At 71.6% G+C, this 24,748-nt stretch carries 37 protein-coding genes and 1 pseudogene; 14 read left to right on the top strand and 24 right to left on the bottom strand.

Features of this window, described 5'->3' with window-relative positions:
- Both EMA17_RS46080 and EMA17_RS46075 read right to left on the bottom strand, forming a co-directional pair.
- Positions 1-614, bottom strand: a pseudogene (locus EMA17_RS46080) (hypothetical protein); the annotation flags it as partial.
- The gene (locus EMA17_RS46075) at positions 611-844 is read right to left on the bottom strand and encodes a hypothetical protein (RefSeq protein WP_126643210.1); all 234 of its coding nucleotides are present in this window, start codon (positions 842-844) and stop codon (positions 611-613) included. The pseudogene EMA17_RS46080 and the gene EMA17_RS46075, both read right to left, overlap by 4 nt.
- 231 nt (positions 845-1,075) lie before the next feature.
- Here EMA17_RS46075 and EMA17_RS46070 point away from each other — a divergent pair, with 231 nt between their 5' ends.
- The 4 genes from EMA17_RS46070 (at position 1,076) to EMA17_RS46055 (ending at position 3,581) form a co-directional block, all read left to right on the top strand.
- Entirely contained in the window at positions 1,076-1,279 is a 204-nt protein-coding gene (locus EMA17_RS46070) for a hypothetical protein (protein ID WP_126643209.1), read from the top strand.
- Positions 1,276-1,875, top strand: coding sequence for an RNA polymerase sigma factor (locus EMA17_RS46065; RefSeq protein WP_126643208.1), 600 nt, complete (start codon positions 1,276-1,278; stop codon positions 1,873-1,875). The genes EMA17_RS46070 and EMA17_RS46065 overlap by 4 nt, the downstream gene beginning before the upstream one ends.
- Complete coding sequence (locus EMA17_RS46060) at positions 1,872-2,627, top strand: hypothetical protein (RefSeq protein WP_126643207.1); 756 nt, start codon at positions 1,872-1,874, stop codon at positions 2,625-2,627. Before EMA17_RS46065 ends, EMA17_RS46060 begins: the two co-directional genes overlap by 4 nt.
- Positions 2,628-3,071: 444 nt before the next feature.
- Entirely contained in the window at positions 3,072-3,581 is a 510-nt protein-coding gene (locus EMA17_RS46055) for a DUF4145 domain-containing protein (RefSeq protein ID WP_246127321.1), read from the top strand.
- Positions 3,582-3,869: 288 nt separating this feature from the next.
- On the opposite strand, the gene EMA17_RS55665 is transcribed toward EMA17_RS46055, so the two are convergent.
- On the bottom strand, positions 3,870-4,001 hold the full coding sequence (locus EMA17_RS55665; RefSeq protein ID WP_281290623.1) for a hypothetical protein: 132 nt from the start codon (positions 3,999-4,001) through the stop codon (positions 3,870-3,872).
- Positions 4,002-5,018: 1,017 nt separating this feature from the next.
- Positions 5,019-6,560, bottom strand: coding sequence for a UvrD-helicase domain-containing protein (locus EMA17_RS46050; RefSeq protein WP_126643205.1), 1,542 nt, complete (start codon positions 6,558-6,560; stop codon positions 5,019-5,021).
- A 224-nt stretch (positions 6,561-6,784) separates the two neighbouring features.
- Between EMA17_RS46050 and EMA17_RS46045 the strand changes: the two genes are divergently transcribed.
- Entirely contained in the window at positions 6,785-7,990 is a 1,206-nt protein-coding gene (locus tag EMA17_RS46045) for a competence protein CoiA family protein (protein WP_126643204.1), read from the top strand.
- Between the two features lie 132 nt (positions 7,991-8,122).
- Here EMA17_RS46045 and EMA17_RS46040 read toward each other — a convergent pair whose 3' ends face one another.
- The gene (locus EMA17_RS46040) at positions 8,123-8,512 is read right to left on the bottom strand and encodes a hypothetical protein (protein WP_126643203.1); all 390 of its coding nucleotides are present in this window, start codon (positions 8,510-8,512) and stop codon (positions 8,123-8,125) included.
- 227 nt (positions 8,513-8,739) lie between these two features.
- Here EMA17_RS46040 and EMA17_RS46035 point away from each other — a divergent pair, with 227 nt between their 5' ends.
- Positions 8,740-10,317 carry a hypothetical protein gene (locus EMA17_RS46035; protein ID WP_126643202.1) on the top strand — a complete coding sequence of 526 codons (1,578 nt, stop codon included), beginning with the start codon at positions 8,740-8,742 and terminating at the stop codon, positions 10,315-10,317.
- 64 nt (positions 10,318-10,381) lie between these two features.
- Here the strand turns inward: EMA17_RS46035 and EMA17_RS46030 are convergent, their stop codons facing one another.
- Positions 10,382-10,792 (bottom strand): RapZ C-terminal domain-containing protein, encoded by a 411-nt coding sequence (locus EMA17_RS46030; protein WP_126643201.1) that lies wholly within the window; start codon positions 10,790-10,792, stop codon positions 10,382-10,384.
- Between the two features lie 216 nt (positions 10,793-11,008).
- Here EMA17_RS46030 and EMA17_RS46025 point away from each other — a divergent pair, with 216 nt between their 5' ends.
- The 8 genes from EMA17_RS46025 to EMA17_RS45990 all read left to right on the top strand — a co-directional run bounded on the left by EMA17_RS46025 (position 11,009) and on the right by EMA17_RS45990 (position 15,755).
- Positions 11,009-11,698: a hypothetical protein gene (locus EMA17_RS46025; protein ID WP_126643200.1), complete on the top strand. Its 690-nt coding sequence runs from the start codon at positions 11,009-11,011 to the stop codon at positions 11,696-11,698.
- Between the two features lie 121 nt (positions 11,699-11,819).
- Positions 11,820-12,191: a hypothetical protein gene (locus tag EMA17_RS46020; protein ID WP_126643199.1), complete on the top strand. Its 372-nt coding sequence runs from the start codon at positions 11,820-11,822 to the stop codon at positions 12,189-12,191.
- Positions 12,188-12,517: a hypothetical protein gene (locus tag EMA17_RS46015; protein WP_126643198.1), complete on the top strand. Its 330-nt coding sequence runs from the start codon at positions 12,188-12,190 to the stop codon at positions 12,515-12,517. The genes EMA17_RS46020 and EMA17_RS46015 overlap by 4 nt, the downstream gene beginning before the upstream one ends.
- Positions 12,518-12,638: 121 nt before the next feature.
- Entirely contained in the window at positions 12,639-12,971 is a 333-nt protein-coding gene (locus EMA17_RS46010; RefSeq protein WP_126643197.1) for a hypothetical protein, read from the top strand.
- Between the two features lie 374 nt (positions 12,972-13,345).
- The gene (locus EMA17_RS46005) at positions 13,346-13,633 is read left to right on the top strand and encodes a hypothetical protein (RefSeq protein WP_126643196.1); all 288 of its coding nucleotides are present in this window, start codon (positions 13,346-13,348) and stop codon (positions 13,631-13,633) included.
- Positions 13,630-13,878 carry a type II toxin-antitoxin system RelE family toxin gene (locus EMA17_RS46000; protein ID WP_126643195.1) on the top strand — a complete coding sequence of 83 codons (249 nt, stop codon included), beginning with the start codon at positions 13,630-13,632 and terminating at the stop codon, positions 13,876-13,878. The genes EMA17_RS46005 and EMA17_RS46000 overlap by 4 nt, the downstream gene beginning before the upstream one ends.
- A gap of 12 nt (positions 13,879-13,890) precedes the next feature.
- Positions 13,891-14,898, top strand: a complete 1,008-nt coding sequence (locus tag EMA17_RS45995) for a ParA family protein (protein WP_281290621.1) — start codon at positions 13,891-13,893, stop codon at positions 14,896-14,898.
- A complete protein-coding gene (locus EMA17_RS45990; RefSeq protein ID WP_126643194.1) occupies positions 14,895-15,755 on the top strand; it encodes a hypothetical protein in 861 nt (286 codons plus the stop codon). Before EMA17_RS45995 ends, EMA17_RS45990 begins: the two co-directional genes overlap by 4 nt.
- Positions 15,756-15,895: 140 nt before the next feature.
- Here the strand turns inward: EMA17_RS45990 and EMA17_RS55660 are convergent, their stop codons facing one another.
- The 18 genes from EMA17_RS55660 to EMA17_RS45910 all read right to left on the bottom strand — a co-directional run bounded on the left by EMA17_RS55660 (position 15,896) and on the right by EMA17_RS45910 (position 24,738).
- Positions 15,896-16,018, bottom strand: a complete 123-nt coding sequence (locus EMA17_RS55660) for a hypothetical protein (RefSeq protein WP_281290620.1) — start codon at positions 16,016-16,018, stop codon at positions 15,896-15,898.
- Between the two features lie 70 nt (positions 16,019-16,088).
- A complete protein-coding gene (locus EMA17_RS45985; protein ID WP_126643193.1) occupies positions 16,089-16,292 on the bottom strand; it encodes a hypothetical protein in 204 nt (67 codons plus the stop codon).
- Positions 16,289-16,945, bottom strand: coding sequence for a hypothetical protein (locus EMA17_RS45980; RefSeq protein ID WP_126643192.1), 657 nt, complete (start codon positions 16,943-16,945; stop codon positions 16,289-16,291). Before EMA17_RS45980 ends, EMA17_RS45985 begins: the two co-directional genes overlap by 4 nt.
- 22 nt (positions 16,946-16,967) lie before the next feature.
- The gene (locus tag EMA17_RS45975; protein ID WP_126643191.1) at positions 16,968-17,402 is read right to left on the bottom strand and encodes a Pycsar system effector family protein; all 435 of its coding nucleotides are present in this window, start codon (positions 17,400-17,402) and stop codon (positions 16,968-16,970) included.
- Between the two features lie 57 nt (positions 17,403-17,459).
- Positions 17,460-18,041 carry a hypothetical protein gene (locus EMA17_RS45970; RefSeq protein ID WP_126643190.1) on the bottom strand — a complete coding sequence of 194 codons (582 nt, stop codon included), beginning with the start codon at positions 18,039-18,041 and terminating at the stop codon, positions 17,460-17,462.
- Complete coding sequence (locus EMA17_RS45965; RefSeq protein ID WP_126643189.1) at positions 18,038-18,481, bottom strand: Lsr2 family DNA-binding protein; 444 nt, start codon at positions 18,479-18,481, stop codon at positions 18,038-18,040. Before EMA17_RS45965 ends, EMA17_RS45970 begins: the two co-directional genes overlap by 4 nt.
- A gap of 13 nt (positions 18,482-18,494) precedes the next feature.
- Positions 18,495-18,782, bottom strand: coding sequence for a WhiB family transcriptional regulator (locus tag EMA17_RS45960; RefSeq protein WP_170222366.1), 288 nt, complete (start codon positions 18,780-18,782; stop codon positions 18,495-18,497).
- A gap of 491 nt (positions 18,783-19,273) precedes the next feature.
- Positions 19,274-19,762 carry a hypothetical protein gene (locus EMA17_RS45955; protein ID WP_126643188.1) on the bottom strand — a complete coding sequence of 163 codons (489 nt, stop codon included), beginning with the start codon at positions 19,760-19,762 and terminating at the stop codon, positions 19,274-19,276.
- A gap of 11 nt (positions 19,763-19,773) precedes the next feature.
- Positions 19,774-19,926: a hypothetical protein gene (locus tag EMA17_RS52320; RefSeq protein ID WP_160161809.1), complete on the bottom strand. Its 153-nt coding sequence runs from the start codon at positions 19,924-19,926 to the stop codon at positions 19,774-19,776.
- Positions 19,923-20,408, bottom strand: coding sequence for a hypothetical protein (locus tag EMA17_RS45950; protein ID WP_126643187.1), 486 nt, complete (start codon positions 20,406-20,408; stop codon positions 19,923-19,925). The genes EMA17_RS52320 and EMA17_RS45950 overlap by 4 nt, the downstream gene beginning before the upstream one ends.
- Positions 20,405-20,908 carry a hypothetical protein gene (locus tag EMA17_RS45945; RefSeq protein ID WP_126643186.1) on the bottom strand — a complete coding sequence of 168 codons (504 nt, stop codon included), beginning with the start codon at positions 20,906-20,908 and terminating at the stop codon, positions 20,405-20,407. The genes EMA17_RS45950 and EMA17_RS45945 overlap by 4 nt, the downstream gene beginning before the upstream one ends.
- Entirely contained in the window at positions 20,905-21,552 is a 648-nt protein-coding gene (locus tag EMA17_RS45940) for a DUF6919 domain-containing protein (RefSeq protein ID WP_126643185.1), read from the bottom strand. The genes EMA17_RS45945 and EMA17_RS45940 overlap by 4 nt, the downstream gene beginning before the upstream one ends.
- Before the next feature lie 167 nt (positions 21,553-21,719).
- Positions 21,720-21,929 (bottom strand): hypothetical protein, encoded by a 210-nt coding sequence (locus EMA17_RS45935; RefSeq protein ID WP_126643184.1) that lies wholly within the window; start codon positions 21,927-21,929, stop codon positions 21,720-21,722.
- A gap of 98 nt (positions 21,930-22,027) precedes the next feature.
- Entirely contained in the window at positions 22,028-22,729 is a 702-nt protein-coding gene (locus EMA17_RS45930; RefSeq protein ID WP_126643183.1) for an NUDIX domain-containing protein, read from the bottom strand.
- 2 nt (positions 22,730-22,731) lie between these two features.
- On the bottom strand, positions 22,732-22,941 hold the full coding sequence (locus EMA17_RS45925; RefSeq protein ID WP_126643182.1) for a hypothetical protein: 210 nt from the start codon (positions 22,939-22,941) through the stop codon (positions 22,732-22,734).
- Positions 22,942-23,230: 289 nt separating this feature from the next.
- On the bottom strand, positions 23,231-23,479 hold the full coding sequence (locus EMA17_RS45920) for a hypothetical protein (RefSeq protein ID WP_126643181.1): 249 nt from the start codon (positions 23,477-23,479) through the stop codon (positions 23,231-23,233).
- A gap of 116 nt (positions 23,480-23,595) precedes the next feature.
- Entirely contained in the window at positions 23,596-24,348 is a 753-nt protein-coding gene (locus tag EMA17_RS45915) for a DUF4097 family beta strand repeat-containing protein (protein WP_126643180.1), read from the bottom strand.
- Positions 24,349-24,450: 102 nt separating this feature from the next.
- Positions 24,451-24,738, bottom strand: coding sequence for a hypothetical protein (locus EMA17_RS45910; RefSeq protein ID WP_126643179.1), 288 nt, complete (start codon positions 24,736-24,738; stop codon positions 24,451-24,453).
- Positions 24,739-24,748 lie beyond the last annotated feature (10 nt).

The raw sequence follows: 24,748 nt of genomic DNA, 5'->3' as shown, positions 1-24,748 counted from the left end.
TTGCGGCGCTTGGCGTCGGGCCGGGGCTGTATCACCGGGTCGGCGGTGGCCATCTGGCGCAGGTGCGCGGGGGTGGCCGCGACGGCCCTGCCCCGGCCCCGGGCGAGGCGCTGCGGGTCGAGCAGCAACGGCTTGAGCGCCTGGCGGGCGGCGAGGGTGGCGGCTTTGGGGACCTCGGCGCCGAGCCGGCGGGCGGTGACCGTGACCCCGGTGATCCGCCGCTCGATGCTGTTGGGCGCGGCGAACGCGACCTGGTCGAGCCAGCGGACGAACCCGACCAGCGTGCCGGGGGTGACCGTCGTCGAGGGCAGGGCGTGGCCGGTGCGTTCGGCGAGCCAGGCGTGGTACTCGCCCCACAGCTGCCAGTCCCGGGCGTAGCCGGTGACCGTCTTGGTGGGGCGGATGTCGTCCAAGTGCTCGTAGGCGGCCTCGTCCAGGGCGGCGAGCACGGCCGCGGACGCGTCCGGCACGGCGATCGCGCCGGGGGCCGGCGCGTCGAACGGCTCCAGCTCGGCCACGAGTTCCGCGTCGGAGCCCGCCCGCGGCGCGGCCGCGCGCTCGAGGTCGAGGCGGGGGTGCGAGGTGTCGCGGGCGGCGCCGCCCGTCGCGTTCACCGGCGCCGGTCCGGCTGCGGCACGTCCAGGTCGAGGTCGGCGAACGGTTCGGCGGCCGCGAGCACGTGCTGCAGCACGCGGTCGAGGTCGTCGAGTTCCCCGCGCAGGTGCTCGATCGACGACCCGGTGTCGCGGGCGGAACGCCAGCGGGCGGCGGCGCGGGTGCTGCGGGCGGTCTCGATCGCGTCGCGCAGTACGGCGCGTCGTTCCTCGGGTGTGGGTGTGGGCATGCGGCGGGTTCCCCTCCCGGACCGGATCGGTGATCGTCCGAGCCCATAACTGCCTCGGATATGGCATGTTATCCGAGGCGGTTAGCGAGAAGCGGAAGCACGTGCCTCCGGAACCCGTCAAAAAGGCGGGTTCTTCGTGTCCCAAAACCCCGGGCCGGTGCCCACTGATGGAATGAGACGACGCAAGCCGGGAGACGCCCGGCCGCGATCGCCTCGGGGAGGCACCATCTCGTGGAACCCATCACCGGGGCGCTGGCCGTACTCGGCGCCGCCGTGGCCCTCGCCGGCAGGATCGCGCACGGCCACTTCCGTGCCCGCCGGCTCCGGGAACTGACGTTGCGACACCAGGTGAGCACGCTGCCCGTCGGCAGCCGGCTCGTCGATCTGCGCAGCGGCGTCATGGTCGAGATCGGCACCCCGCAGGACCGTTCGTGACGGGGCCCCAACACGGGGGCGATGCCTCGGGGCTCGAACAATTACGAGCGGCGCTCATCCTCCCGCAGGCATCCATCCACGAGCGCGACGTGTTCGTGGAATTCCTCGTCGCGGAACAGCCGTTCGTCGTCAGGTTCCTCATGCGTCTCGGCGCCACGTCGTCGGACGCGGAGGACGCCGCACAGGAGGCGTTCATCCGGGCGTGGCAGATGCTGAACCGGGGACTGTGGTTCAAGGTCCGCGAGCCGCGCGGCTGGATCCGCCACGTCGCGTTGCGGTCGTGGCAGCGCCCCAACGGGTGCCGCCGCCGCGACCGCGAGATCCCGACGGCGGAGGTGCCCGAACCACACGCCCGCCCGAGTGACGGATCGGAGTTGACCCTCGCCACCCTGGCCACCAGATCCGCGCTGGCGAGTCTGCCCGGCAACGAGGGCATCGCACTGGCCCTGAAGATGGACGGCTTCACCTCGGCCGAGAGCGCGCAGATCCTTGGCGTCACCGACCAACAGGCGCGCGACCTGCTGAAGAAGGCCCGCCGACGCCTGCGCCGAACACTCGCATCCGAGCAGCCGTCCCCGGAGGGGAGGACCCTGTGACCGCCTTCTTCCGACGCTCCCTCGACGACGACGCGCTGGACGCCATGCTGGAGGCCGCAGACGCCGAACTCCTGGCCCACGCACGGGCCGTCACCGACCCCTTCGACACCATCAGGATCCTGCACGCCGGCCTGGGCCAGCGTCGCCGCACCGACTCCCCCTCGCCGCCCAGCGTCGTGACCAGGGAAGCGTTCGAGCGCCGGCGGCGTGCGGTGAAGCTGCGTTACCTGGCCAAGGCGTCCGAGGGACTCGTGGCCGGCGTGTTCAACGAGGTGTCCCTCGACCGTCTGGCGCCCGTCCTCGCCTCGTGCGGATCCAACCTCGGCAGGCTCCGTACCCGCTACGTCAACGAACACGTGCCCACGGACAAGAGATGGATGAACGAGTGCCAGTGGGCGGTTCAATTCATCATCCTGCAGCGCCAACGACTGAACGAGACGAACCTGGCGTCGGTCCTCACCTCCCTGGGCGCTTGCGAGGAACGTCTACGGAGGGTCGCCCAAGGCGCGATGGCCGCCGCAATCGCCCACGAACGCGGACTGTTCGAGATGACGATGGACGTCTCCGGCGAGGACCTGTCCCACATGACGTTCGAGGGCCCCTGGCTGCTGGAGAACGTGGTGTGGACGGACGCGACCCGCTGGTCCCCACGGGCCTACGACATGGTCGTGATGCGCTCTCGGCGCATCGCCGCAGGCGTCTACCAGGTCCTAGGGGAGAGCCCCCACGATCGCGATCACCTGTGCGTGTAACCCCTCAGCGCGGTTCTCGACACCGACCGTGTCGGGAGCCGCGCTCGGGGCACGGACTAAGGACCGTCGTCGCCCGACAGCCGGGTGCTCCTGGCTATTTGCCCCGCCCCTGACCGGGCTCGCCATCGCCTCGGATATCCGGGTCTTATCCGAGGCGGTTGGCCGGAAGCGGAAGCACGTGCCTCCGGAACGGGGGAAAACGCGCGGACCGTGAGACGTACTGCGGGTAGCGTCCGGGCCATGGTGAGAAGCTTCCCCAGAATCGATTCCAGGTCCGGCTGGCGCCAGGACACGTGCCCTCATCCCGAGTGCGCCGTGGGCGTGTCGATGCAACACGTCGGCACGTCTCGGCTCGCCCCCGTTTTTGCGCAAGGCGTTGTCGGGTCCATCGCCCCGGGTGGGACCGAGATCCAGATGTGGCGTTGCGAGTACTGCAAGCGGACCATGGCCGAGATCGTCACCTACGCGGACGAAATCCCGGAGGGTGCCCAAGTTCCGGAGGTGGTCGAGGGCCGCCTGACGTGGCCCGCGAAGAGTCCTCGCGAACTCTCTACCGACGTCCCCGAGAAAATCCGCGGCCTGTTCGTCGAGTCCTCCCGGGCCGAGGACGTCGGTGCCTATCGCTTGGCCGGGGCGGGCTACCGGGCGACCGTCGAGGAGATATGCAAGGACCAGGGCGCGCAGGGCAACAACCTGTTCGCCAAGATCAAGGACCTCGGCACGCGCGGGGTGATTGCCCAGGACCTGGCCGACGCCTTCGACGAGGCCCGGTACCTGGGCAACGACAGCCTGCACGACGGCCTGGCCTACGCCCCGGACGAGGTGGCGGACGTCGCCGAACTCATCCAGGAGGCGACGGAGGTGTTGTACGTCCAGCCGGCCGACCGGGCACGGATGCGCCAAGCCCGGAGTACCCGCCGCGCGGCACACAAGGCCGCGCAGCAAGGCCCCTGAAGCGTCGTTCGGGGACGTGGCACGGCCACCGGAATCGCACCCCACGGTGCACCCGTTGCACGGTCCGTGGGGTCCTTCCGCTTTTGTGGCGGCGCTAGCGTACGTCATGATGGAGGAATTGCACGTATGCAATGGGACGCCTCGGCGCGTCGCCTGCGGACGTGTTCGGCGTCCACATGTGGATGCCGAGGAGAACACGAAGGCCCCGCCATCCTCGGCTGCAGACCAAGACGACGGGACCTACGTGCGGTTGTGCGGGCGGGCCCTGGTAGTTGTCGCTACCGGGGCCTAGCTGTTGAAGAGGTCCCAGACCACACGCAACAGCGTGTAGGCCGTCGGGCCCCACCGGCGGATCGGCTCCCCGAGCCGCCCAGCTCGCCTGCGCAGATCCCGCTGCCGAGTCCGGGTGGACAACGACATGGGATCACCCCCTCCCCCGAGCCCGATCTCGATTCCGTGGGCCCGATCGGATGTCCACGGACGCCCGGTCGACGGAGGGGAGTTGCACCATGGCGAATCGTACAGGCGCGAGCACCCGACCCGATATTCGCGCGAGCGTTTCCGCAGGTCAGAGCACTACCGGGATCGGCTGATCATCGAACTGGCCAAATTTTTCGGCTTTTTGTTCATCTCATTCGATCTTTTTTTGCAGTACCCGACGATTCTGCACGCCCCCGGCAGCCGATCCCATACCACGGTGGTATATCGCCTGGTACGAAGGTCTCCGCCCTCGTCCGTGCCACCCCGGTTGGGTAGCACAACGGCACGGTTCACTACAGGCCGCGGGCGGTGGTCAGTTGATCCGGACGATGGACGGGACCGGGGTTTCCTGCGGGCTCATCGACGGTTCCCCTCGGTGTCGATCGCCGGGGTCGGCTCGACTGAACCTCGCGGGGTGGGCACCGATTCCAGGATGCTGCGGGCGGGTTCGCACAGGTGGCCCGATTGCGTCTCCAGCACCTTCAGGGCCTCCACGTTCGTGGCATCGAGACAAGCCAGGCGTCCGGCGGCGTTCATCGCCCGCAGCGCCTGCAGTTCCCCGTGGCGATAGGACTCGGGAAGCGAGCGCCAGGCGGTGTTGCCGCTCTCCAGGGCGAGCTGGGGGTTGGGAGGGACTTTCGTTGATGCCGCATGCCCGGCCCCCGCGTACTTCCGAAGGTCCGCGTCTGCTGCAGCTCGTGGCGGGCGGTGTCGTCTCCGCCCTCGTCCGCGCCGCCGTGGACTGGATCCTGGCCCATGTCCACCGCTGAGACCGCCGAGGCGGGTCTGGTGCCTGCCCATCAAGGCCTTCCGGATCGTTGCGGTGCGTCTGCTCCGCGCTTGTTGCGATCCTGCGCCACCGAGAGCCGCGAACCCATACGCAGGCTGTATACAGCCTGCGTATGGCCATACGCCTGGACGACTGCTACGGAAACCGGCAGGCGCATCGTCGGTCGGTCAGGCGGGTGGGTGTCCGAGAGAGTCCCAGGGGGATGCGTCGTCCGGTGGTTGGTGGCCGGGGCCTGCTTCGCCGGTGTCGGGTTGGCCGTCGGGGTGTTGGTTGATCCAGTTCAGGCCGCCGAGGTCGAGTCGGTGGCGGGCGCGGGTGACGGCGACGTACGCGAGGCGGGCTTCGGTGTCGGGGATGTAGCCGGGGTAGGCGTGGCCGTCGTCGGCTTCGATGTCTTCGGGTTCGCAGTCGGCGAAGTCGTCGCCGATGCGGACGGTGTCCCATTCGCGGCCCTTGGCCTTGTGGGCCGTGGACACGAGGATGTCGGCCCGCTTCTCGTCGGTGAGCGCGTCGACGGCGGCGAGGACGGCTTCGGGGCCGACGTCGTCGATGAGGTCGACGAAGGGTTTGAGGTCGCGGCCGCCGGGGTCTTCCTCGGCGTACTCCTGGACCTCGCCCCAGGACTCGAACAGGAACAGTTCGTGGTGGCTGGTGCGTCGGCCGGCCTTGAGGTCCTGGGCGGCGAGGGCGAGGGACTTGAGCGGCCCGCCGCCGCCGACGAGACCGACCCGCGTGCCCTGTTCGAGCAGTTGCATGATTTCGAGGATGGAGCCCGCGTTGGTCCGGCACAGGATGGCGTCGGGCCTGTCCACCGGTCCGAGTTCGGTGTTGAGCGCGGTGGTTCCGGTCAGCCGCAGGGGCGCGTCGACGATCCGCAGCCAGCGGTTGGCTTCGGTGGCCAGGGCCGGGCCGAAACGGAAGGACCGGGACAGGGTGAGCTGGTTGCCGTCGAAGTCGGTCATGACGTCGCGGGCGCCGCGCCAGCCGTAGATGGCCTGGGCGGAGTCGCCGACCATGACGAGCTGGGCGTGGTGGCGTTGATCGAGGAAGACGCGCTCCACGACGGGGTTGGTGTCCTGGGCCTCGTCGAGGAGGAGGAAGTCGCCCGGGATGTGGGGGCGTTGCAGTGCCCAGATCTTCAGGTAGTGGTCGTGGCCGAACTTCACGATGTCGCTCTCGGGGTTCTGGACATCGGCCCAGGCCCTGTGCGCGTACGGCAGGGCGAGGTCGACGAGGTGGTGGTGCCAGTCGGGGTCGAGGCCGCGCAGGTGGGGGACGTGGTGGCGGCCGATCTCGTCCGCGCTGGACTGGCAGAACCGGATGACGGTCTGCAGCGCGGTGTAGGAGACCGCCTTGTGGGTCACCTTGCGGGCGCCCATGGCGATGCTCATCGGCCGCATGCCGAGCCTTTCGCCGATCTTCCAGCTGGGGACACGGGCGCCGCCGAGGCGGTGGGCGTAGCGGTGGCCGACGCCGGCGAACGCCAGGGAGTGCGCGGTGCGGCAGTCGACCTGTTGCGGGAACACGCGCTTGGCGGCGTGCGCGATCGAGCGGTTGAACGCCAGGTATTTGCCGGGCCGCCGGTCGCCGGCGGCGAGCATGGTGAGCGTGGTCGTCTTACCCGTTCCGGCGCCGGCCTGCAGGACGAGGTCGTCTCGGGTGCTGAACGCGTCGACGGCGGCTGCCTGTTCGGCCGTGGGCTTCGGCATGGTCACACTCCTCGATGGGGTGGGTGCGCCTCGAAGGCGCACCCGAACGGTTGCAGCCCCGGGCCCGGTACGTCCGGGGTTTGAGGCATTCGGTCCGGTTCGGAACGAGGCCGGCCCGAATGTGGTGGTGGGGCGGTCTCTTCCGGTCGGTGGGGTTGGTGCGTACAGGGGCCGGGTGAGAATCCGGGCGGGTGCCCTGCCGTGTGGAGGGAGGTGGGCGTTCCGTGCCGTTGACGGCGGTGCATGCCGATCTGGGGCCGGTGGACGCGACGTTGCCGGACCTGGGGTGCGGCGCGCGCTGGGAGGACATTCACCGAGTGCGGCCGCGGGCTCCGCTGACCTGCCCGGGGTGTACGGGGGCGGTGCGCGCGAAGCGGTCATCGAAGAAACTGCGGTTCTTCGCCCACGACGTCGTCACGCCCGACTGCCCGCACAACGGCGAGAGCCTGGCCCACCACCTGCTCAAGGCCGAACTCGCCGGCGCCGCCCGGGAAGCGGGGTGGGTGTGCGCGCTGGAGGTGGCCGGCAACGGCTGGCGGGCCGACGTCCTGTCCACCCACCCCACGCAAGGACGCGCACTGGCGTGGGAGGCGCAGTTGGCGGCGATCACCATCGAGGACGTCGACGAACGCAGCCGCCGGATGCACAAGGACGGCGTCGGGGTGTGCTGGGTGAGCGACCGCAACCCGCCGTGGCTGGGCCAGGCCCCGTCGATCCGCGTCGAACGGGCGGACGACGGCACCTTGATGGTCGTCGACGGGCTGGCCCGGTTCGTGCCGAAATGGTGCCCGAAGCGGCACAAGTGCAGCCGCCTGGCCGCGGTGGGCCCGTGTCCCGGACATGGGCACTGGGAGCAGGTGGAGCCGTTGCCGCTGGTGCACTTCGCGGCCGCGATACGCGACGACACGACCCGGCCGCTACGCCTGCGCAGCGGTGTTCACCAGGCGTGGCGGGAGCAGGACCGGGTGGTGCGGTGGACGACCGCCGCGTACGCCGCGCTGGAAGCCGAACAGGTGGCGGCGACGGAGGTGGCGGAGGCCGCGCAGGCTGCGGCGCTCGCGGCCTACCGGCGCGGTCTTCCTCCGGCGCCTCCACCACCGGATGTGCGGCGCCGCCGACTCCATCAGGCGGGGATCGCGCAACTGGTCGCCGAGGAGGCGCCTCGGCAGACCGGGGAGCCCGCGGTGTTCGACCCGCCACACGCACGGTGGGCGTGGGGCGTGCCGGTGTCCATCGGTGGGCGGGTGCGGGCGGTGATCTGCCCGGATCCCACTGCCGTTCCTGCGGTTTTGGACCGGCTGGCATCGGTCGTGCTCTACGTATTGGCGGACAAGGACGTCGACGTCCTGGCCGGCCATGCGGCCCCCGGACAGCGGATCGCCGTGGTGAACGGTCAACGCCGCGACCTGCAACTCGGCGGTGGGCCTTGATCTCCCGGGCGGTGGCGAGCCGGAGGTACAACGACACCCCGACGAGACGCCTTAGCGGAAGCACTTGCGTCCGGACCGACGAGCGGCAGGACCGACCGGGCCCTGCCGCTCGTCGGTCCATGTCCCGGTCGGCTATGTGGTGCCGTATGCCTCCCGCAGGCGCGCGGACAACTCGCGGACCTCGGGCGCGGAGAACACGGTCACCTCGGCGTCGTCCGCGTCGACGTCGATCCTCCACTCGCCCTCGCGGTCGCCGAGCCCGATTCGCACGGGAGGCTTCGCCATCCACATCACGTCGATGCCGCGCCGGATCACCACGCCCACCAGGCCGGGGTGAATCAGCATGCCGCCCCGGCCGCCGGGGCCCATGATCAGGTCGGCGAGCGCCTCGGTGGCGTCGACGCCTCGCACGCCCTCCGAGAGGGGGTTGATCTCCCCGTCGCCCACGTGGGTGAGCGTCGTCGCCATGTGTGTGCAGTCCTCGTGCCGGAGCCACGGTGGGGTCGTCCAGTTGAAGGTCATGTACTCGATCCTGCCCACCCGGTAGGCCACCCGCCCCGGTAATCCCACTATCAGGGCGTGAAGTTCGCGGGGCGGCGCAGGTGCTCCCCGGCCCCTCTTTTTCGACTCGGCGAATGCCTTTGAGACGAAATCCGAGACTTCCCGGCGGTCGTCGACGGCGTCCCATCACCATGAAACCGGCCGCTCCCCTCGGGCCACGGGCATCGTCACGGAAGGGGTGATTCGTCTTGTTGGACAGCATGACGGCCGCGGAGTTGCAGGAGAGGTTCGCGATCAGCCGGGCGGACTGGCGGCGGATCACGGCCGACCCGGGGATGTTCGAGCCGTTGGATCCGAAGGACACCCAGGGCGTGACCAAGTGGCCGGTCCCGGGTTTCGTGCGGTGGCTCGCCGCCCGTCATCCGGAGCTGGCCGGCAGTACCCCGTGTCTGTTGCGCCCGGCCGGGAGGGTGGCGGCGCAGTACCACGGGGGCGTGTACCACAACGAGGACTATCCGGAGTACTTCGCCGGCCATTGGCGTACCGACCTCGGCCGCCTGGTCATCGCCTATCCGCGCGAGCAGGCGTTCTCCCCCGCCGTCGTCCTGGAGCAGGTGCCGGGAGCCGCGATCGTCGTCGTGGTCCAGAACGACTGGAACCTCTACGGCCTGCCCAACCTCGACGCGGCCGACCGGGACCGCCCGAACCTGGTGTACGAACCGCGCTGGTCGGAGGTCGCCGCGCACATCGGAACCGAAGTTCCATGGTGGCCCTCGGCGTTGCGCCGTCCCGGGCACCTGACCGCGTGGTTCCCGGCCCACGCCCCGGAGGCGGTGCAGGCGGTGTCCTGGCCGAAGTGGGAGCCGCTGTACGACATGGCCTACCGCGAGGCCAAGGGCACACCGGTGCGGATCGCCTGCATCTCCATCGGGCACGAGATCCGCGCCGGCGCGGTCGAGTACGCCCGGTGGGAGCTGGACCACATGAACGAACTCGCGGAACCGGGCGGCTCCGACGGCTATGCCCGGCGCCAGGCGACGCAGCGGGCCTCGATGGTCATCCCGGCCTTCCCCGACGACAGCGACCCGGCCGGGTCGGAGGCGGTGGACGACGAGGAGGCGATCAGGGCGGGCGTCGCCGTGTTGTGCGGGCGCACGGACGACCTGGCCGTGGAGTGCCTGGAGCACATCGGCATGTGGAGCGGCCGCTACATGCCGTTCGCCGGTTCGTTCTCGGTGACCGCCCTGAACACCACCGCCGCCGCCGGCGAGTGGATCGGCCGGTTGCGGCGGGTCGAGCCGACGGCGATCCACCTCCTCTGGGAGGGCTCGAAGTCCCGCAAGGAGGTCACCGGGACGTTCGTCGACCCCGTCACGAACAGCCCGGTCGTCACCAAGGACGGCGCGTACATGGGCCGGCCCGCCGACGAGGTCAGCTTCCACTCCTACGCCCCGCGCCGCCTGCCCGAGGGCAGCCGGATCACCGAGGTCGTCCTCGACGACCCGATCTGGGTCCGCACCCAGGACGGCGTCGTGCACCCGGCCCCTGTCCTGGACGCGCCGGGTGTGTCCTGGGGATACAGCGGATCCGGACCCGGAACCCTGGCCACCCTCGTCGGCGCGCTCCTGGACGACGGCGCGGCCCCCGCCGTGACCTACCGCGACGGCCGCGCCCGGGACGAATCCAACCTGGAGGCGTTCCTGCAGCTGAAGCACCCGCGCGGCACACGCCTGCCCCGGCGCCTCCTGGAGAACGTCCGCGCGAACGGCCGGGACAGGCTCGGCCTGTTCGACCGACTCAAGTACGGCCGCGCCCGCACCCCCTGATCGCACGGCGCGATCCCGCGAAACGACGCAACGCCCCGGCATTGCCCGGGGCGTTGCGCTCGGATCAGACGGTCACCACCGGGCGATCGATGTGCCGATGGTCGACCTCGACGCCGATCCCGCACACCCGCAGGCACTCGGCGACCCGTTCCGAGATCGCTGTCGATCGGTGCCGGCCGCCCCGGCACGCGATCGTGACCCGCACCAGCCGATGGTCCGGTTCGGCGTTCACGAGCGCCTGCACCCGTCCGACGATCCGCGCCACGAGCGCGGTCACGCCCGGGGTGGCGAGCACGTGTGCCCTCACCGGCGCGTCGAGTCCGGTCAACTCCCGCAGCGCGGGGTCGTGCAACGGGTCGCGGAATCGCTGCACGTCGAAGTACAGGCCGCCGTCGCCGACCTCGCCGATCGCGCCCGGGTGAAGGGTGCCGATGCTGCTGATCACGACGCGTACGAGCCCTGTGTGTGTCGTCATGGATCCCACCCTGGCCGGCACCGGGCGGCACCGGGAGGAGTTGCCCGTTGCCCACGAAGGGCGTGTGTCGCACCGGGTGCGAACGCCTGGCGGGTCCGCGTCTTTTCGTCCCGGAATCGATCGTGACCAAAGACCGATCTATCAATCCCATCCTGAAAGTGTTCAATCTTCAGATTGAGGTTGAGTTGACCATGGTGTCGGGGGCACGGTGCGTCCATGACGAACACCACCGGAGCCGAGCCCGCCGACCGGGCCCTGCTCGACCGCGCCCGGTACGGGCGCATCGCCCTTCGGCGTCTGCTCCTGCAGCAGGCCGCCGTCCACGCGTCCTCGGCCGCGCACGTGTTCCTGGTCGACGCGGACGAGGAGCCCGGGGACCTGGTCGCCCGCGCGGTGTGGCTCACGGAACTCGCCCAGGAGGTCCTGACCGCCGCGGTCCTCGCCGAACGGGAGGCCGGCACCAGTTGGCGCCGCATCGGCGACGAACTGCCCAACGCCCGCACCGGCCGCATCGGCGTCACCGCCCAGTCCGTCGAGGGCGCCTACGGCGACCAGGCACGCACCTGGGCCGCGATCCGCGACAACGCCCTGGCCGCGCTCGACCCCGACCGGCCCGGCCGCTCCCCCGCCGACATCCTGGCCACGATCGGCGAATGGACGGCCGACCACCGCATCGACCTACGGGCCCCGACGGAGGCCCACCCCTCCCACGAGATCGCGGCCCTGATCGGCCTGACCGCCTCCGCGGTCGAGGCCGGGTGGACCGGCGAGCGCCTGGCGGCGGTGTACGACCGCCGCGCCGACGCCTGGGATCGCGCGGCCGCGCTCGGCGACAACCCCGGCGCCGCCGAGGAGGCCGCCGCGAACCGGGCCCGCGCCGCCGAGCTGCGCGCGAACCGCGAATGAAAACCGCACTGTTCGAGGTGCCCGTGATCCTCGCGCCGACCCGCGACCCCACATCCGCGCGGCAGGCCACGACCACGCACGACGTCAGCGCGCGACCCGAACACCGTTGAAGGGACCACCGATGACCCGCACCCCGTCCGAGATCGCCGACACCGCCGCCGAGGCGATCCGCGAACTCAACCACCGCACCCTGGTCGGCGACGCCTTCGCGTACCCGTCGCAGGTGTACGACACCGTCGGCGGTGTGAACGACCTCCTGGCCAGCCTGCCGCAGGCCTTGGAGCAGCTCCGCTCCCACCTGGCACGCATGGCCGCCACCGGCAACGTCAAGGCCGACGACGGCGACACCGACGGCCGGCTCGCCGGCGCCGACCTCGCGTTGACCGACACCGCGGCCGCCCTCGGGCAGGCCCATGCCGCGATCGCCCGAGCCCACGGCGCTCTGTCCCTGCTCTCGTGGACCGGCCCCACCACCGAAGGGCGCGAAGGATGAGCAACGAGTTCGAGGTCGTCCGCGGCGGCCGCGCCGAGTTGCAGACGTGGCTCGCCGACACGGACTGGAGGATCGCGCCCCTGTCCGCCGACGACGGGTCCGTGCTGCTGTACCTCCGGGACGGGCGCCCGGGCGGTTCGTGGACCGCCGCGATCCCCGGCCAGACCCTCACCCTCCTCGACCACGGCGGCCTGGACGTCGTCCCCGAGATCCCGAGCATCGCCGCGAGCCTGGCCCAGTTGTTGAACGGCGTCGCGGTGTCGGACTCCGAACACCTCGCCGCCCTCGCGCGCGACCTCCGCGCCCGCATCACCCACCAGCCCTGACACCTTCCACTTCCTGACACCTTCCACTTCGACGAACCGCGAACGGCCGCCACCCCGCGATACGACGGGGAGGCGGCCGTTCGCCCGTCCCGGCCGGACCCCGGCCCGCATGATGGAGGGCATGAGCATGCAGCGACCTCGGGGCACGTGCGGTGTGTGCGGCCGCCGGGTCGCGCTCACCGAGTCGCACGACGTGTGGCGCCACGACGACCCGACCCACGCCCGCCGCCTCGCCGGCGCACCCATCTCCTGCAGAGGTTCGTGGACCCCCGCGACCGAGGCTCCGGACGTCGACGGCCCGCGCCAACTCGATCTGCTCCCGCTCGCCGATTTCGCGCCTGCCGAACCCGCCGACGCCGGCCCGGAGGAACGCGGCGAGCGGGACCAGGCGCTCGTCGACGTCGCTCCGCTGGAGTTGTTCCCCACCACCGCTACCGCCGATTCGGACAGTTAGACCGCCTGTGACCTGCGGCGGGTGTCCGTTACCGCCGTCACGCCCCGCGTGCGAGGCCGAGGTCCCGGCTTGAGTCCCGATCCGGGTCCCGGTTCGGGACTCGCGTCGGAGCTTGCCTCACGTCCCAGCTCGGGTCCCGTCGGGCCCGAGGACCTTCGCGGTAAAGCGCCTGATCAGGGGCGTAGACAGGGGTGAAGAAACAGCCGACTACTTCTCTACGGGGGTAAGGCGTTTGTCGTGGTTCCCCGGCCCCCCGACTCTGCCTGCGGCGGGCCGCGCGCCCGAGCGCCGCCGTGCGCCACTGCCGGCACCTCGAGGTGGAAGCGCACACTGGTGGGCGACGACCCGGACCCGACCCGGAGGGGACACCCATCATGGCCGAGCACGGCGACCCGGTACTGATCACCCACATCGGCGGCGAGCTGGTCGAACTCCCGGGGAGCCTGGGGGGAATCAGAGCCGGGCTTCCGGACGATGCAGCGCGTGAGGCGTTCGACGCGGAGATCGACGCGGCCCCGCTGACGCAGGTCCCGCTGATCGCGGCCCGGTGGGGTCTGCCGCAGGAGGCGATCGACGAGGACGAGGCAATCTTCCGGCGCCTGGAGGCCGGTGACCACTCCGGGATGATCCCTGCCGAGGAGCTGGACGGGTACACGGGGTGAGCCGCTACCGCGTCGAGTACGCCCCGGTGGCCGCCTCGTCCCGCAACGCGTTACGCGCCGACATACGAACCCGCCTCGACCGGGCGGTCGACCGGCTCGCCGACGACCCCTACGGCGGGTCCCAGGCCATCAGCTCCTCCGAGCCCGACCGTCGCCAGGCCCTGGCAGGGGACTGCCTGATCGTCTTCTACGTGAGCCGGGGCATTCTGCAGATCACCGTGGTCCGACTCCAGGGACCGCCGTAGACACGACCCGACGTGCCGATCGCCGAGAGCGCGGCGCCGATTTTCGTCACAGTCTCTCGGCGTGACGTATCGCATCGAGGCCCGCCGGACACGCTTCTGGCGGGCCTCGATGGTTTCCTGCCGGTGAAGGACGCCGGTTTGGGGCATGTCGGGCAAGACGATCCACTCCGTCCCGCTACGGTGCCCCTTGGCGGCCGCGAGGGCCGGCAGAGACGGACGGGAGCGGAAATGGCGACGCGGGTCGCGATGGGCAACAACAAGGGCGGGGTGGGCAAGACCACCGTGACGGTCCGCGTGGCCGAGGCGCTGGCGGTCCTGGGCAAGCGGGTTCTGGTGATGGACCTCGACCCGCAGGGCAACTCTTCGGGCCGGCTGGGCGTTGTCGGCGACCTGGGCGCACGGACCGTCTCGGAGGCCATCAAGGAGAACCGCCGCGGTGCGGTGGCGGATTCGATCTGGCCTTGCGGGTGGGATGCCGAGTACGCGTCGCGGATCTCGGTGTGTCCGTCCACTCTGGACCTGGAGGACCGGATGAGCGAGGCGGGCGTCATCGGTGCGTACCGCCGCCTCGCGATCGCCTTGGACGGTGCCGACGACGGCTACGACTTCACGCTTTTCGACTGCCCGCCCAGCCTGTTCCACCTGACGCAGCTGGCCTTGGCCGCGGGACCGAACGCGGTGGCCGTCACGGAGCCCGAGTACTACTCGATCGAGGGCGCGCTGCGGTTCCGGGCGTTCGTGGAGGCGCAGGGGACGAACCTGTCGAACCCGGAGCTGCACCTGATCGGTGTGATCGTGGCGGGGTACGACGTCCGCAAGCCGGCGCACGTCGGCCAACTGGAGACGCTGCCCGAGACGTTCGGACCGTTGTTGTGGGAGCCCGTCATCCCGGTGCGCACCGCCATCCAGGACGCGGACGAGTCGCAACTGCCGCTCGTCGCGCAAAAGTCTGAGGGCGGCCGCGAGGCTCGTGCGTGGTTCGGGCAGCTTGCCGAGCGTCTGATCAAGGCGACGTCGTGAGCGGCGGCGGGAAATCTCCACGCGCCACGCGGCGCCGGCCCACGCCGCAGGCTCCCGCCCCGAGCAGGACGCAGATCCTCGTCGGCGATCAGATCGCGGCGGCGGCGTCGAGCGCGGCCGCGCTGGTTCCCGGCGCCCGTCAGGCCCAGGTCGTCGATCCCGCCGGAGTGACCGGCACACCGGCCGAGCAACTGCGCTTCTACGAGGCGGCGATCGACGCGGCCGCCGAGAACCATCGCAACTCGATGGCGGCGGCGAAGGCGCGGGTGACCGTCGAGATCGGGATGGCACTTCAGGAGATCCGTTCCCGCGACCTGTACAAGGTCACGCACGCGACGTTCGAGTCGTACGTCGAGCAGCGGTTCCAGCTCAGCCGACAACGCGCCTATCAGATCCTCGAAGCCGCTCCCGTCATGTTCGCGTTGACAAAAATTTTTGACACGCCGCTCGCCGAGTCCCACGGCCGGATCCTGGCACCGGTGATGGAACAGCACGGCATCGAGGCCGCCAAGGCTGTCGTGGCGAAGGCCCAGGAAGCCGGGAAGGTCACCGGCGCATCGTTGCGGGACGCGCGCAAGGCGGCCGGGTTCGCCCCGGAGCCGTCGCCCCGGGCCGCCTCCTCGAATCCCCGCTCGTCGGTCTTCGAGCGCCTGCAGCTCGCTCAGGAACGCCTCACCCGGGTGTCCGCCGCAGTGACCCGCACAGCGGTGCACGACGCCAATGCCGAACATCCCGCTCATGCCCGGCGCCTAGTCCTGGATCTCACCGACGATCTCGTCTCGATCGCAAACGCCCTGGGCCTGACCGTTTCCAGGAACGGCAGCCCTCTCGGCGACGATCCGACTCTCGATGCCTAGAGCCTTCTGACACAACGGCCGCCGGGGACGCCCTGCACACCGAAGGGGCGCCCCCGTCTGGGCGCCCCTTCCTGGTCTTCGCCGGGCACGACGACGGCGGGCCCGATCCTCGTGATCAGGCCCGCCGTTGGTCGGGGTTGTCAGGTGCCGGTTCCGGGGCTGAGCTGGATCCTGTGTCCGGCGGGGCAGGTGGTCCAGCCGTTCGGTGAGCCCGAGACCGTGTGCCCGCAGTGGCAGGTCTCGATCAGGATGGTTTGGCCCATGTCGTGTTCTCGTCTCCGGGAGTGGTCGGGTGTTCCGGGCATCGCGTGGTTCTCGGTGTTCTGGTTGAGATCAGCAGTCGCGACGGACGTCCACGTGCGTGAGTGCAATGCCGCCGACGTGACCGTCGACGGCCACCACGGCCGCGCCGTGTCCCAAGGTCCACGCTCGCGTCCGTGTGCGCGTGATCAGCGCGGGCTCCTGGCCGCGGACACCCGGATACGCCGTCACCTCGGTGCCCACGGGATGTTCTTCGTTGAACTCGTCGGCGGTCACCGGTGCGTCCAGGCGTCGAGGGCGGCGGTGCGCGGGTGCGGCACGTTCGAGACGGCGGTTCGGGCGAGGCCGTGCAGGCCGATGTAGTTGGGGTCGTCGTAGCGGGTGATCACGGCGGTGCCGTCGGCGTCCCAGATGTGCAGGCGGGTGCCGGCGGGTTGACGAGTCCACCGCCGCAACTGGTCGACGGGGATGGACTGGGCGTCCACGGGGGCGGGGTCAACGGCCAGGGCCTCGGCGATTTTGGCGCGCCAGTCGAAGCGCAGCGGTCCGCACGCGGGGAGCGCGAGCGTGTGGCCGGCCAGGCGTACGTGCAGTCGGTCGGGCCCGGGGCCGGCGGTTTCCTCAAACCGCACGCGGCCGTTGCGGACGTCGCACGCGCGGGCCAGGGCCAGGAGCGCGCGGACGTCCTCGGCGGGCAGGAAGCACTCCCAGGTGCCGATGCCGCCGGCGTAGCGTCGGGTGGCGGCCAGGGTGTGGAGGTCGGTGCCGATCGCGTAGAGGGTGTGGCCGGTGGCCTCCAGGTGCACGCCGCACAGCGGCAGTGCCGAGGTGGGGTGGTCGTGGTGGGTGGTGTGCGGGATCGTGTCGAGCAGTTGCCCGACCAGGTCGAGCACCAGGGCGTGGTCGGTGGCGGGGGGTGCGGTGGTCACGAACGCGCTCCGATCGGTGGGATCAGCGGGTGGTTGCGACGGTGAGCGGGGCTGTGGCGGCGACGGTGGCCGCGAGGGTGAGGAGCGCGCCGCGGATGAGCCGGTATTTGCGGTGCACGAGGACGCGCAGCGTCGCGTAGTGGGTGGCGAGCGCCCGGGGGTGGTCGGCATCGGCGATCCGACGCAGGATCGTGTCGGGATCGGGGTCGTCGTCCAGCCAGCCGGCCACGCGTGGGAGCAGGACCAGGCCCAGGAGGGTCGCGGTCGCGGCGAGACCGGCCGCGGCGACCCAGGCGGCCGTGGTCGGGAGGCGGTCGAGGGCTCCCGCCCCGACGCCGACGCCGACCAGGACGAGCGAGGCCTTGGCGTCGGCGGCGCGGATGTTGGCGATCAGGTCGTCGATGTGGCGGTGCAGGGCGGCGACCGACGCGGTCGCCGGGGTGATGGTGTCGGTCATCGTTCTCCTCCTCGAGGGCGTGGCGGCCGGACCGTGCCGGTTCTTCCGTGGGTGGGTTCAGAAGAGGGTCGGCAGGCGGTGACGAACCGCGGCGAGGATCGTGGGGGCCAGGGTGTGGGCGGCTCTCTCGTCGGCGGCGAGTTGGTCCCGCCTGCGGGACAGCCATTGCGGCGCGAGCTTCCGGATCCCGGTGTGGTGCGAGGCCACCGCGATCCAGACCGGGCTGGCGGCGTGGAGTTGTGCGGCGTGCACCAGGTGGTGGCCGAGCAGGCGGATGAGGTCGTCCTCGGGGGTGCGGCCGACGATGTCGCGGTCGAGGACGATTTCCGCGTTGCCCCGCCAGGCCGGGGTGGTGACCGCGCCGGCCGCCCGGTCCGCGGGCCAGGGCCCGATCGGGGCCGGGTCCAGTTCGTTGTCCTTCGGGTCGTGGCAGTCGGTGGCCCGCCGCATCGCGGTCAGCATGGCCCGGTCGACGTTGGCCGGGCCGATCGCCGTCGAGATGACGGTGTCGGGCAGGACCAGGTCTTGGGCGCGGACGGCGGCGATTACGCGCGGCAGGAGGGCGCGGATCCGGCGGTCGCGGCCGACGTAGGTGATGCGTCCCGGGCGGGTGGCGGTCGTGGTCGTGGTGCGGCTCATGGGGTGCCGCCGGTCGCGGCGCGGTACTTGGTGATGATCTCGGTGGAGACGCGGCCCCGGTCGGGCACCGGGATGTCGTGGGCCACGGCCCAGGCGCGGGCGCGTCGGCCCTCCTCGCGGGCCGCCTCGGTGAGCCGGGCCTGGGCCGCCGCCTTGCCGGATTTGTTGGCCTGGAGCTTGCGGCGGGCGGCGGCCAGCTCCTTCTCGGCCTCCTTCACCCGCTGTTCGGCGGCGACGATGTCCTTCTCGCGGCGCCGCCGTTCGGCGACGGCCTCGATTGCGGCGTCGGCCCGGTCGGCGAGCGCGCGCACGGACGCCGACTCGTGTCCGCGGGCCCACGTCAGCAGCGGTCGCGGGTCGGGCTGGGCGTTGGATTCGCGCACGGCTCGGGTGGCCAGGTCGATCACCTCGGCCGCCGTCGCGGTCGTGTGGTTCGTCATCGGGTTCCTCGGGTCAGGCCGCGGGTGCGGCGAGGGTTGCGATCAGGGAGGTGCGATCCTCCGGGGTGAGGCCGCCCCACACGCCGTGGGCGGCGTCCCGGGGGTGGGCGAGGGCCCAGGCCAGGCACGCAATCCGGATCGGGCACTCCGCGCAGCCCAGTTGCGCCCGAGCGAGCGCGGCCGGGTTCTTCTCGGGGAACCAGTCCTCGGGGTCGGTGCGGCAGGGCTCGGTGCCGGTGGTCGGCGGGTACGGCACGACGAGGACGGGCCTGGTCGTGGGCGCGGGGGCGGTGACGATCACTGGCCGCCCACCCGTCCGTCGCCGCCGCAGTGGACGCACTTCTGGTTCTTGCGGATGTTGTAGCCGTTGTTGCACGAGCGGCATTCGCGGCTGGTCTTCCTGCTCACGAGATCGGTCCTTTCGACACGGAGGTCGATGTGGGTCTCGGGGCCGTCCGGTCCCCTCGCCGTGTCCGGGACCACCGGGGGCGGGCCCGGACACGGCGAGGCGATCGGCGGCGTCAGCAGGGGATGACCCCCGTGCCGTGGCAGGTCGGGCACGCGGCGAGTTCGCCCTTGACGGTGACCCGGCCGGGGTTGCTCGGCAGGCAGGCCCGGCAGGGCCTGGTCCTGGGCGCGGGCTGCGTCGGGCGGGGCGGGGTCGGTCGAGTCGGTGGACGGGAGGCGGTGACGGGACCCACGATGGAGACTCCCTCTCCTGAGAGATCGGGTGGTGGGGCCCGGGACGGCCGACTTCTGCTTGGCGGCGCTGGCGGCCGTCCCGGGGTGTGCTCAGGTCCAGCGGCGGTGGCACTCGCCGCAGGTGTCGCTGGTGCGGGCGCCGTAGCAGCCCGGCGTGCAGCCCTCGGTGATCTGGTCGCTCGCCCACTGCTGGTACGCGTCGACCTCGCCCCGCAGCTGCAGCACGACCATCCGCAGCTCGGTCACGCTCATCGCGTCCACCGGCGTAGGCAGGACCTCGGGGCCGGAGTACTCCACGCCGCTGCCGCACAGGGCGAGCGCGGTCGGGGCGATCTCTTCGCCGATCGGTTCCGTGTTCCCGGTCATGCGGTCCAGCGCCTCGACGAGGTACACCGCGCCGGTGACGTCCAGGCGCAACTGCACTCGGGTGTGGGTGCCCATCGCGGCGACCAGGGCCTCGTCGGGCGTGGCGTAGACGCCCTTCTCGGCGCCGGTCGCGGTGTCGATCCGCGTCCACGTCAGCGTCGGCGTCTCGATCGGGGTGCGGATGTCGACGTCGGTGGTGGTGGTTTCGTTCACTGTCTCTGCTCCTATCGGCGGGTGTTCGGGACCATGCAGCGGGGGGACGGGTGGCCCTGCGGCAGCAGGCACCCGCTCGTGCGGGTGCAGTTCGGCAGGCGGGCGCCCGAGTCGTCGGGCAGCACGATGGTGATCGTCACGTCCTCGTCGCGGTCGTGGTTCACGCGGCGTCCCGGTTCCGGCGGAGCACGCCGAGCAGTTCGGCGAGGCCGCTCTCCAGGTGGGGGCGGTAGTAGTCGTCGATGCTTTCCGAGGCGATCGCGGCCCGCATCGCGGTGACCATCGCGTCCGCCTCGCAGGACGTCATGCGTTCCCGGCGGCCGCCGGCGAGGTCGTCCAGGAGAGCGGCGCCGACGCCGTCGCTCGGGCCGTGCTTGCGGGTGAGCGAGGCGACGTGGCCGGCGAAGCCCTCGTCGGTGTAGACGCAGTGGACGAGTCGGGTGAGGTCGGCCGGGCGGACGCCCTTGCGTTCCGTCGCCCGGCAGTCGGCGCAAAGTCCGTCGTCGACGAGGGTGGCGCCGTAGCAGGTGGGGGTGTGGGCGATCCGACGACGGGAGGTGGTTGCGGCCTCCCAGGCGGCGCGGGTGGCGGCGAGGTCGGCCCGCAGCCGCATCACCTCGCCCAGGGTGGTGGTGGGGGGATTCACAGGTGCTCTCCGGTGGTGGTGGTGGTGGTGGTGGTGGTGGTGGTGCGCACGTGCGCGAGCAGGGCGGCCTCGGCGGCGTCCGCCTCGGCTTCGTGGGTGTCGTGGTTGTGCCGGATCCCGGCGAGCACCAGGTCCCGCACGCCGGGGCGGGCGAACTGGGCGGCGTACACCAGCGCGCCGCCGATCAGGCGCACCAGGTCGTCGGGGCGGGCGCGGGCGCAGGTCCGGGCCCGCAGCAGCACCACGACGTCGCCGTCGGGGCCCGGCATGGCCAGCGCGGCCTGGTCGCCGGGGAACGCGAGGCGGATCCGGCGCCGTTGCGGAGCGGTCCCGCCGCACACCACTCGGACCACCGAGCGGTGGTGCGCGCGCAACTCGCGCGGCGAGGCAACGATCAGCCAGGTGCGGTGGGGCAGCGGGCCGACCGTCGCGGTGACTGCGGCGGCAACGTGCGGTGCCAGTGCGGCGACCCGGTCCGACCCGGTGACGGTGACGCTCACCGCGAACTCCCCACCGGTTCCGCGTGCATGCCGACCGTTGCCGGGTCGACGCCGACGGCGGTGAGCAGGATGGGCCAGAGGCGGTTTCCGCCGGGCCCGAACTCGGGGCTGATAAGGGTCAGTTGGACGGCGGTGGCCAGCTCCGCGTAGGCGGCGTCGGACACCACCGACCACTCCCCGCGCAAAAGGTCGCGGTCGAGCTGGTGACCGACCATCGTGTACGGGTCGCCGTCGTAGAGGGTGACGTCGACCCTGGCGCCGAGCGGGGGACCCCCGGCGGGCGGTTGGACGATCACGATGAGGCCGGCCGCCGTCGCCGCGTCGACCAGCCGGTCGACCACGCCGGGGCGCACGAACCCCTCGAGAACCGCGCGCTGGTCCCACGGCGCGCCGCCGACGGTCTCCGACAGGCCGGGCTGCGACCAGGTCGTCAGCACGCCCGCGTGGCAGAGCGCGACCAGGGCCGGAGTAATCGCCGCGGTCTCCTCGTCGGGCCCGTAGTTGGGTACGGTCCCGGGCACGGACCGGATGTGCCCGGTCAGCCACAGGGCCGTCAGGCCGCACAGATCGCCGAGGGTTCGGGCAGCCCCCCAGCGGCGACGGTCGCTCCGGCTCATCCAGGGCAGGCGTAAGCGCAGGTGCATGGAGAAACTCCATTCGGGAGATGTCGAAAGAACCGGCCGCAGCGGGTGGACCACCGCGCGGTGTCTGGTTCTTCGGGGACCCGGGGCCGTCCCGGCGTCCTCCCCGTGCCCCGGTGACCGCGGCCCTGTGGGGGCGGATGGTCACCGGGACCGGAGAGGGCGTCGGGTCAGCCCTTGATGTCGAAGAACACGCGGTCCTGGTTGATGCGCGGCGAGTACCAGGTCCGGGTCTCGCCCCGCGCACGCAGGAGGTCGGCGACCCGGGAGGCCGTGGCCGCGTCGGCGCACTTGATCAGGTGGCCGAACACGGCATCGGTCTTGTCAGTGGCGCCGGGGTCGATCTCGCGGGCGGTGGACAGGCGCTGTGCGGGGGTCATCTCAATACCTCTCGGCGGGAGTTGCGGATCCGGGCCGTGTGCCCGTGACCCGGACCGCCACGAGACGGGGCAGCCGGATCATGGGGACAGGGAGCGGACTACTCGGCGAGGTGGTCCAGGGCGCGACGCAGCAGAGGGCGATGCGCGGTGTAGAGGGTGCGTCCGGCGGCGGTGATCGCGGCGTCGAGCTGGTCCAGGTCGCCGAATGGCCACCAAGCGGCGTCGGCCGCGTCGTCGCCCGCGACGGCGGTCACGGTGGCGGGCAGCAGGTACAGCGCGCTGGTGGTCGCGACCCACGCGTGATCGCTGGCGCGCCAGTCGTCCACGATCTCCCGGCCGAGGATGATCGGCCGGTGGTCGGCCAGGTCGACACCGGTCTCCTCGCGCAACTCGCGGACGAGTGCTGCCGGGGCAGTCTCGCCCGGGTCGACCATGCCGCCGGGGATCGCCTCGACGGCGATGTCGTCCCGGGTGATCAGCAGCACCCGGCGCCGGTCACCGGTGCCAGCCACGACGATCGGGTCCGCGGCGGCATTCTCGCCCCACTTCCCCAGGTTCCGGCCGCACTTGCCGGTGCGGCCGTGCGGGTGCATCGGCCAGCCCCGGTCGTCGAGCCGGAACGGGACGAGGGCACTCGCCAGGCGCTCCGGCCAGTCGTGCACGTCGGCCGGGGTAGGGGCCGCCTCCGCCCAGGCGGGCACGTGGGTGGCCAGTGCGGACGGCCGCAGCTCGGGCGGCGTGACGTCCTCGGGCGTGTACTCGCTCGTGACGGCGGTGAACGGGTGCTGTGCGGGAGTCATCGCTACCTCTCGAAGGGGGCGGTCGGAGCCGACAGGAGGGTCGTGCTCGGGTCGTGGCCGAGGCCGTCGAGGGCCTGGTGCACGCCACGCAGGTCCTCGTGCAGTCCGCGGGTGGCGCAGTCGGCCTCGGTGAGCGCCCGGCGGGCGTCCTCGACGAGGCCATTGACGGTGCGTCCGGCGGCGGACGGGCGCAGGTGGCCCCTGCGGGCCATGTCCTCGAGGCGGGTGCCCAGGGCCGTGAGGATCGCGGGCAGGCGGGGTGACGACGGTGTCGAGTGCCTGCACCGTGTCGGCCATGTCGCCGGTCGAGGTCCATGCGCCTGTGTCGCGAACGCGGCGTTCCAGGGCGCGCATCGCCTGTTCCGCGTCGTCGGCGATCTCGTAGGGGCTGCGGTTCAAATCCACTGCTGCGTCTCCCGGTAGTCGGGTGCCGGGCCGTGTGCCCGTGAACCGGGCCGCCCCGCGCGGGGCGGCCGGAACATGGGGACAGGGAACGGGGGCCTATTCGGCGGGGGCGGTGTACTTCTTGATCGAGGTGCGAACGGTCTCGCGCGTGTAGCCGGCGGCCTGGGCGGCGTCGCCCTGGAGGACGCCGCCGTCGATCTCGGCAGCGACGGCGACCCAGAACTCGCGCTCGATGCGCTCGATCGCGGCCTCGCGGTCGCGGTCGCGCTTGGCCTTCGCCGCGCGGATCCGCTCGATACCGGCGGTGCGGGTGGTCTCGTCGGGGGTGGGTCGGCCAGGGCTCATGTCGGTGCTCCTTCGGGGGCTGGGACGATGGATGTCCCATCGCCCCGTCCGGGGCGGTTTCGGGCCCGGGGCGGCCGACGACGCTTGCCGGCTGTGGCGGCCGTCCCGGGGCGGGGTCATCGGCGGACGTCGCCGGAGACGCTGCGCGCGGTGATGGTGCCGGTCGCCGTCGGGTACGCGCGCATCCGCACGTCGCCCGAGGTGCTGCTCACCGTGCACCGCGTGCCCTCGTAGCGGTCGATGTCGACGTCGCCGGCCACCGAGACCACCTGGACCAGGTCGGTGACGTGGTCCGCGCTCACGTGGCCCGACGTGGTGTGCACCGTCAGGGCCTGCACGGATCCGACCCGGACGTCACCGGACACGGACGTGGCCTCCACCGCCCGCAGCGGGGCGCCGCTCGTATCCAGGTCCGCGCTGCGTGTGGTCAGGCGAATCGCCGACCGCGCGGGCACCAGCACCAACACCGAGACGGTCGCCCGGGAATCGACGAGGACCTGATTACCCGAGACCACATGCCCTCCGACGTGGACCCGGCCGTTGACGATGCTCACACCGCCCGAGATGTTCATCGCGGCGACGCCACCGCCGCTGGCCGAGATGGTGACGTCGCCCATGTTCATCGCGGTGACGCCGCCGCCGGATGTCTCCGGCACCCGCACCTGCAGCGCGCGGACGCCGGGCTCCTGTCGGGTGATGCCGGTGGTGTTGCGCACGGCCTCGGCCAGGGGTCCCGTCTCGTCGGTGGTGGACACGGTGACCTCGGCGTACTCCAGGTCGGCGCCGGCGGCGACAAGGACCGTCCCGATCGGGCAGTGCAGGTCGACCCACAACGGGCCGGCCGTCTCGGCGACGAACTTGCGAATCATGCGAACTCCTTTGGGTGCGGTGTGGTCGGGCCCTGCGCCCGTGACCCGGACCGCCCCGGGCAGGGGCAGCCGGATCATGAGGACAGGGAGTGTCATCGGAATTCAGGCGACGACGTCGTTCGCGGCCTGGACGGCGCTCGTGCCCAGCTGGCTGCCGAGCTGTGCGACGAGGCGGCCGATCGCGCCGCTGCCGAGCAGCACGGACGCCGTCATCAGCAGGGCCAGGCCGGCGTTGTGCTTGTTGCTCTTCCAGGCCCACGCGCCCAGGAGCAGGAACAGCACGCCCATCGACATGGTGACCGTGCCGTTCACGGTCACTCCGTTCGGCGTTTGGGCGGGTACGCCCTCGGCCGGACCGGCCGCGGCGATGGTGACGAGGTGCAGGTTCATCGGATTCCCT

The organism is Embleya hyalina, assembly GCF_003967355.1.
Classification (GTDB): domain Bacteria; phylum Actinomycetota; class Actinomycetes; order Streptomycetales; family Streptomycetaceae; genus Embleya; species Embleya hyalina.
Note: the sequence above shows the minus strand (reverse complement) of the source record. Positions and strands in the feature narration are given on the sequence as shown.

What these genes read in the sequence shown, in the direction of transcription:
- EMA17_RS46010 (WP_126643197.1), top strand. Translation starts at nt 12,639, where the DNA reads ATGAGCATGCAGCGACCTCGGGGCACGTGCGGTGTGTGCGGCCGCCGG.
- EMA17_RS46050 (WP_126643205.1), bottom strand. Translation starts at nt 6,560, where the DNA reads ATGCCGAAGCCCACGGCCGAACAGGCAGCCGCCGTCGACGCGTTCAGC.
- EMA17_RS45925 (WP_126643182.1), bottom strand. Translation starts at nt 22,941, where the DNA reads ATGGCCCGCAGGGGCCACCTGCGCCCGTCCGCCGCCGGACGCACCGTC.
- EMA17_RS55660 (WP_281290620.1), bottom strand. Translation starts at nt 16,018, where the DNA reads ATGGGCCAAACCATCCTGATCGAGACCTGCCACTGCGGGCACACGGTC.
- EMA17_RS45965 (WP_126643189.1), bottom strand. Translation starts at nt 18,481, where the DNA reads ATGACGAACCACACGACCGCGACGGCGGCCGAGGTGATCGACCTGGCC.
- EMA17_RS46075 (WP_126643210.1), bottom strand. Translation starts at nt 844, where the DNA reads ATGCCCACACCCACACCCGAGGAACGACGCGCCGTACTGCGCGACGCG.
- EMA17_RS45915 (WP_126643180.1), bottom strand. Translation starts at nt 24,348, where the DNA reads ATGATTCGCAAGTTCGTCGCCGAGACGGCCGGCCCGTTGTGGGTCGAC.
- EMA17_RS46015 (WP_126643198.1), top strand. Translation starts at nt 12,188, where the DNA reads ATGAGCAACGAGTTCGAGGTCGTCCGCGGCGGCCGCGCCGAGTTGCAG.
- EMA17_RS46040 (WP_126643203.1), bottom strand. Translation starts at nt 8,512, where the DNA reads ATGACCTTCAACTGGACGACCCCACCGTGGCTCCGGCACGAGGACTGC.
- EMA17_RS55665 (WP_281290623.1), bottom strand. Translation starts at nt 4,001, where the DNA reads ATGTCGTTGTCCACCCGGACTCGGCAGCGGGATCTGCGCAGGCGAGCT.
- EMA17_RS46055 (WP_246127321.1), top strand. Translation starts at nt 3,072, where the DNA reads ATGGCCGAGATCGTCACCTACGCGGACGAAATCCCGGAGGGTGCCCAA.
- EMA17_RS46020 (WP_126643199.1), top strand. Translation starts at nt 11,820, where the DNA reads ATGACCCGCACCCCGTCCGAGATCGCCGACACCGCCGCCGAGGCGATC.
- EMA17_RS45970 (WP_126643190.1), bottom strand. Translation starts at nt 18,041, where the DNA reads ATGAGCCGCACCACGACCACGACCGCCACCCGCCCGGGACGCATCACC.
- EMA17_RS45920 (WP_126643181.1), bottom strand. Translation starts at nt 23,479, where the DNA reads ATGAGCCCTGGCCGACCCACCCCCGACGAGACCACCCGCACCGCCGGT.
- EMA17_RS46025 (WP_126643200.1), top strand. Translation starts at nt 11,009, where the DNA reads ATGACGAACACCACCGGAGCCGAGCCCGCCGACCGGGCCCTGCTCGAC.
- EMA17_RS45930 (WP_126643183.1), bottom strand. Translation starts at nt 22,729, where the DNA reads ATGACTCCCGCACAGCACCCGTTCACCGCCGTCACGAGCGAGTACACG.
- EMA17_RS45940 (WP_126643185.1), bottom strand. Translation starts at nt 21,552, where the DNA reads ATGCACCTGCGCTTACGCCTGCCCTGGATGAGCCGGAGCGACCGTCGC.
- EMA17_RS45910 (WP_126643179.1), bottom strand. Translation starts at nt 24,738, where the DNA reads ATGAACCTGCACCTCGTCACCATCGCCGCGGCCGGTCCGGCCGAGGGC.
- EMA17_RS46030 (WP_126643201.1), bottom strand. Translation starts at nt 10,792, where the DNA reads ATGACGACACACACAGGGCTCGTACGCGTCGTGATCAGCAGCATCGGC.
- EMA17_RS45935 (WP_126643184.1), bottom strand. Translation starts at nt 21,929, where the DNA reads ATGACCCCCGCACAGCGCCTGTCCACCGCCCGCGAGATCGACCCCGGC.
- EMA17_RS46005 (WP_126643196.1), top strand. Translation starts at nt 13,346, where the DNA reads ATGGCCGAGCACGGCGACCCGGTACTGATCACCCACATCGGCGGCGAG.
- EMA17_RS45975 (WP_126643191.1), bottom strand. Translation starts at nt 17,402, where the DNA reads ATGACCGACACCATCACCCCGGCGACCGCGTCGGTCGCCGCCCTGCAC.